Here is a 6,004-nt window from a genome sequence, read left to right as displayed (position 1 = left end):
AGCGCCCGCAATTCACATTCAGGTTGATTGCAGGCGGCGGCTGATTTCGCGCTTGTGATCGGCAGGAATGTTGACCGGCCCTATAGTGTCACGACCTCGACACCTTTTACCGCTGACCTAAAGTGAGGTCCCGCCGGTGTTGTTCGCCGCCGGGGAGGAGGAATTCGCCCATGTTCGCGCTCGTCCGCGCTGGCCTTCTTGCCGCGCTGTTCGTTTTCGCCTGCGTCCTCTCCATTTCCAGCATCCCGCCAGCCATAGCGCAGAGCCAGACCGCCGATCGGCCGTTCTCGCGCGACGATCTCGACGACGCTGCGGTGCGGCTCGAGGCGCAGATCAAGACCGATTCCGGCCAGGTGACGAAGCCAGTGGCGCAGCTTCGCCGCGAGATGGATGAGGCCTTCAGGAAGAACGATTTCCGAACCGGCCTGCAACTGCTCGGGCAGATCGTCACGGTTGCGCCGGACGATGCAACGAGCTGGCTGCGCCTTGCCCGCAGCGTCTCGCAGATCCGCCCGGCGAATGCCAGGGAGCGTACGCTGCTCCTCGAACGCGCAGCGACCGCCGGCTACATCGCCTATGAGCGCTCCGACGATCCGGCCGAACAGGCCGAAGCGCTGCAGATCATCGGCAACTCGTTCTCCGAACGCCGCGTGTGGCGTCCCGCGCTTGACGCGCTGCGCCACTCGCTCGAATTGCGGGAGGTCGCGACCATTCGCGCGCAATACGAAAAGCTGCGCGAGGAACACGGCTTCCGCCTGCTGGACTACACCGTCGACGCGGACGGAGCTTCGCCGCGCGCCTGCTTCCAGTTCTCGGAAGAGCTGCCGGGCAAGCGGACCGACTTCGCACCGTTCGTTTCAGTGCCGGGCATCGAGCGCCCGGCGATCACTGCGGACGAGAAGCAGCTTTGCGTCGAGGGGCTGAAGCACGGCGAGCGCTACACCATCACGCTGCGGTCCGGTCTGCCCTCGACCGCCGAGCCGCTCGCTCGCGCGGCTGACTTCACCATCTATATCCGCGACCGGCGCCCGCAGGTCCGCTTCACCGGCAAGTCCTATGTCCTGCCGCGCACCGGCCAGCAGGGTATCCCGCTGGTCTCCGTCAACAGCAAGGTGGCAAAGGTCGACGTCTATCGCGTCGGCGATCGCAATCTCATCGACACGGTGCTCGGCAACGATTTCCAGCGCGCGCTGTCGCGCTACGACGCCGAACAGTTGCGTGACGAGCGTGGCCAGCAGGTCTGGACCGGCGAACTCGCGCTCGAATATTCGCTCAACAACGAAGTCACGACCGCATTCCCGATCGACGTGGCGCTCGGAGAGCTGAAGCCGGGCGTCTACGTGATGGTCGCTGCGCCGAAGGATTCCGATCCGGGCGACGACTTCTCCTCGCTCGCCACCCAATGGTTCATCGTGTCCGATCTCGGCCTTGCCGCGTTCTCGGGCAATGACGGCATCCATGCGTCGGTCAACTCGCTCGCCTCGACCGCGCCGATTGCGGGCATCGAGGTGCGCCTGCTGTCGCGCAGCAATGAAGTGCTGGCGATCAAGCGGACCGACGCCAATGGTCAGGTGCAGTTTGAGGCCAATCTCACGCGCGGCGAGGGCGGGCTCTCGCCGGCCCTGATTATCGCGAGTGCGGCGGCCGACTACGCTTTCCTCAGCCTGAAATCGCCGGCATTCGATCTGTCGGATCGCGGCGTTGCTGGCCGCAAGGCGCCGGAGGGGCTCGATGCGTTCGTCTATACCGAGCGCGGCGTGTATCGCACGGGCGAGACGGTCCATATCACCGCGCTGTTGCGCGACGCGGCTTCGGTCGCATCGCTGAACGTGCCGCTCACGCTCGTCGTGGAGCGCCCGGACGGTGTCGAATACCGGCGCACCGTGCTGAAGGACGAAGGGCTCGGCGGCCGCTCGCTGTCGCTTCCGATCGCGCAGACGGCATCGACCGGCACCTGGCGCGTCAAGGCCTTCACCGATCCTAAGCGTCCCGCGATCGGCGAGACCACCTTCATGGTGGAAGACTATGTGCCGGACCGTCTGGAATTCGATCTCGTTTCGCCGACCGGCAAGATTTCGCCCGACGCGCCGGCCGAGATCAAGCTGAGCGGACGCTTCCTCTATGGCGCACCAGCCGCCAATCTCGATGTCGAGGGCGAGATGCTCGTCAGCGCGGCGAAGGAGCGGCCCGGCTTCCCGAATTATCAGTTCGGCACCAACGAGCGCGTCGAGGCGGAGCAGCAGTCGCTGGACAAGCTGGCCGAGACCGATGACGAGGGCAAAGCGACCTTCGAAGTCTCTCTCGACAAGCTGCCGACGACCGAGCGCCTTCTTGAAGCGCGCATCACTGTCCGCCTTGCCGAATCCGGCGGTCGCGCAGTCGAACGCAAGCTGACGCTGCCAGTCACGCCGGCGACCGACATGATCGGCGTGCGTCCATTGTTCAACGGCCGCTCGCTCGGCGAAAGCGACAATGCCGCATTCGACGTGATCATGGTCGATCCCGAGGGCAAGCGCATCGCCAAGGCCGGTCTGCGTTATGAACTGATGCGCATCGAGAGCCGCTACCAATGGTATCGCCAGCACGGTTACTGGAACTACGAGCCGGTCAAGTCCTCGCGCCGCATCGCGGATGGCACGATCGATGTGGTGGCGGACGGGCCCGCGGCACGCATTTCGTTGCCGGTGACCTGGGGCCGCTACCGGCTGGACGTTTCCGATGCGAGTGGACCGATCACACAGGTTTCGTTCGATGCCGGTTTCTATGCCGAAGCCGGCGCCGACACGCCCGACCTTCTGGAGATTGCGCTCGACAAGCCGGAATATCGTGCGGGCGACACCATGAATGTCGCCGTCACGGCCCGCAGCGACGGGCGCGTGACACTGAATGTCGTTGGCGATCGCATGCTGTCGACGGTTGCTGCAGATGTGAAGACCGGTATCAACCAGCTCGCGATCCCGGTCGGCAAGGACTGGGGCAACGGCGCCTATGTGGTCGCGACGCTGCGCCGCCCGCTCGATGCCGCCCAGAAACGCATGCCGGGCCGCGCGATCGGTGTGCAATGGTTCACCCTCAACAAGGCGGCGCGCACGCTTGCCATGGACATGACGCTGCCGCAGGTGATCCGTCCGAACACGACGCTGCGCGTACCGGTGAAGCTGAACGGTCTCGCGCCGGGTGAGGATGCGCGCATCGTCGTTGCTGCCGTCGATGTCGGCATCCTCAATCTGACCAACTACAAGGCGCCGGCGCCGGACGAGTATTTCCTCGGCCAGCGGCGCCTGTCGGCCGAAATGCGCGATCTTTACGGCCAGCTCATCGACGGCATGCAGGGCACGCGCGGTGCGATCCGCACCGGCGGTGACGATGGCGGCGGCGCGATGGAAGGTTCTCCGCCGGCTCAGAAGCCGCTGGCGCTCTATTCCGGCATCGCGCAGGTGAAGCCGGACGGCACCGCCGAGGTCTCGTTCGACATTCCGGCCTTTGCCGGCACCGCCCGCGTGATGGGCGTTGCCTGGAGCCGCGATCGCGTCGGCAAGGCCACGGGCGACGTCATCATCCGTGATCCTGTGGTCGTGACGGCGACGTTGCCGCGCTTCCTCAACACCGGCGACAAGTCCACCCTTCATGTCGATATCGACAATGTCGAAGGGCAGGCGGGCGACTATGCAGTGACACTGACCGCGAAGGCGCCGACCGGCGCCACGGCCAGGGCCGCGAACAAGGTCACGTTGCGCGCCAAGCAGCGCCAGCCGGTGTCGTTCCCGCTCGAAGTCGCTTCGGCCGGGACGGCCACGATCACGCTCAATGTCGAGGGGCCCGGCGGATTCAGGCTCGAACGCGAATATCCGCTGAATGTGCGTCCGGCGAACCAGCTGATGACCCGCCGCACCGTGCGCCAGATCGCGAAGGGCGAAAGCATTACGCTCTCGAACGATCTGTTCGCCGATCTCGTGCCGGGGAGCGGAAGCGTCGCATTGTCGGTCGGTCCTTCGACCTCGCTCGATGCCGCGGCGATCCTGAAAGCGCTCGACCGTTATCCGTTCGGTTGCTCGGAACAGATCACGAGCCGTGCGCTGCCGCTTCTCTATGTCAACGATCTGGCAGCGGCGGCGCAGCTTGCGCTCGACAGCGATGCCGAACAGCGCATCCGGGACTCGATCGACCGGTTGCTGGCGCGGCAGGGATCGAACGGTTCGTTCGGCCTCTGGTCAGTCGGCGGTGACGATCCTTGGCTCGACGCCTATGTCACGGATTTCCTGACACGGGCACGCGAGCGCGGCTTCGTCGTGCCGGATGCCGGCTTCCGTCTGGCGCTCGATCGGCTTCGCAACAATATCGCGACCGCACCCGAGCCGTCGAAAGACGGAGGCCGCGAACTTAGCTATGCGCTCTACGTGCTGGCGCGCAACGGCATGGCGCCGGTCGGCGACCTCCGCTACATCGCCGATACCAAGCTGAATGCGATCGCGACTCCGATCGCGAAGGCGCAGATCGCCGCCGCGCTCGGGCTGCTGGGCGACAAGGCGCGGGCGGATCGCGTGTATCAGGCTGCGCTCGATCAATTGTCGCCGCAGCCTAAGCTCGAATTCGGGCGGCAGGATTACGGCTCGGCGCTGCGTGACTCCGCTGCGCTGGTGACTCTTGCCTCCGAAAGCAGCGCTCCGCGTCCGACGATTGCGGCCGCCGTCTCTCGGGTCGAGGCGGCGCGGCAGCTCTCGGCCTATACCTCGACGCAGGAGAATGCGTGGCTCGTGCTCGCCGCGCGCGCGATTGCGAAGGATGCGGCCGGACTTGCGATGACTGTCAACGGGGCCGCCCGGCAGGGCGCTCTCTATCGCAGCGTCAACGCTGCTGCGCTGCAGACGACGCCGCTTCGTATCGGCAACAACGGAGAAGAGACGCTGCAGGCGGTGGTGTCGGTCACCGGCGCGCCGATCGTACCGGAGCCGGCCGCCGAAAGCGGGTTCAAGATCGAGCGCAACTATTTCACGCTCGACGGGCAGCCGGTCGATATCGCGAAGGCGAAGCAGAACGAGCGCTATGCGGTGGTTCTTAAGATCACCGAAGGCCAGCCGCAATTCGGACGGATCATCGTCGCCGATTATCTGCCGGCCGGCTTCGAGATCGACAATCCGCGCCTGGTGTCGTCGGGCGACACCGGCACGCTCGGCTGGATCGAACTCGCCAAGACGCCGGAGCATGCCGAATTCCGTGACGATCGCTTCTCGGCTGCGTTCAACCGGACCAGCCAGGACGCCGCGATCTTCACGGTGGCGTATGTGGTGCGCGCCGTTGCGCCGGGCACATACACGCATCCGCAGGCCTTCGTGGAAGACATGTATCGTCCCGACCGGTTCGGCCGTACGGCGACGGGCAAGGTCGAGGTGACGGCCGCCAAATGAGACGGCACCCGGCGATAGCGTTGGGTTTGGCGGGCGCGCTCCTTGCCGGAGGCGTGCTTGCCTTCGGCTTGTGGGTGCGGTCACTGCCTCCGCTGCCGCGCGCCGACGCGCTGCCCTATTCGGTCGAAGTGGTCGACCGCGATGGGCGGCTGCTGCGGCCCTATGCCACCGACGAAGGCCGATGGCGTCTGAAAGCCGAGGTCGAGGATGTCGATCCGCGTTACCTCGCCATGCTGATCGCGTACGAGGACAAGCGGTTTCGGACGCATCATGGCGTCGATCCCGCCGCCATGATGCGCGCGGCCTGGCAATGGCTGATCCATCGCGAGATCGTGTCGGGCGCGTCGACCATCACCATGCAGGTCGCGCGTTTGCTTGAGCCGCGGACCGAACGCACATTGAGTGCAAAGCTGCGCCAGATGGTGCGCGCTATCCAGCTCGAAGGCGCGATGAGCAAGGATGACATCCTCGCGCTCTATCTTTCGCTGGCACCCTATGGCGGCAATCTAGAAGGTACGCGCGCGGCCTCGCTCGCCTATTTCGGCAAGGAGCCGAAGCGGCTGTCGCGCACCGAGGCCGCGCTGCTGGTGGCGCTGCCG

General features: G+C 65.6%; 2 protein-coding genes. Both read left to right on the top strand.

Features of this window, described 5'->3' with window-relative positions; genetic code table 11:
- Positions 1-170: 170 nt before the first annotated feature.
- Complete coding sequence (locus VNZ93_RS08250; RefSeq protein WP_325702754.1) at positions 171-5,405, top strand: alpha-2-macroglobulin; 5,235 nt, start codon at positions 171-173, stop codon at positions 5,403-5,405.
- A partial coding sequence (locus VNZ93_RS08245) for a transglycosylase domain-containing protein (protein WP_325702752.1) occupies positions 5,402-6,004 on the top strand: 603 nt, incomplete at its 3' end. The genes VNZ93_RS08250 and VNZ93_RS08245, both read left to right, overlap by 4 nt.

Source organism: Pseudorhodoplanes sp., from assembly GCF_035565795.1.
Classification (GTDB): domain Bacteria; phylum Pseudomonadota; class Alphaproteobacteria; order Rhizobiales; family Xanthobacteraceae; genus Pseudorhodoplanes.
This window is presented reverse-complemented; position numbering and strand designations above follow the sequence as displayed.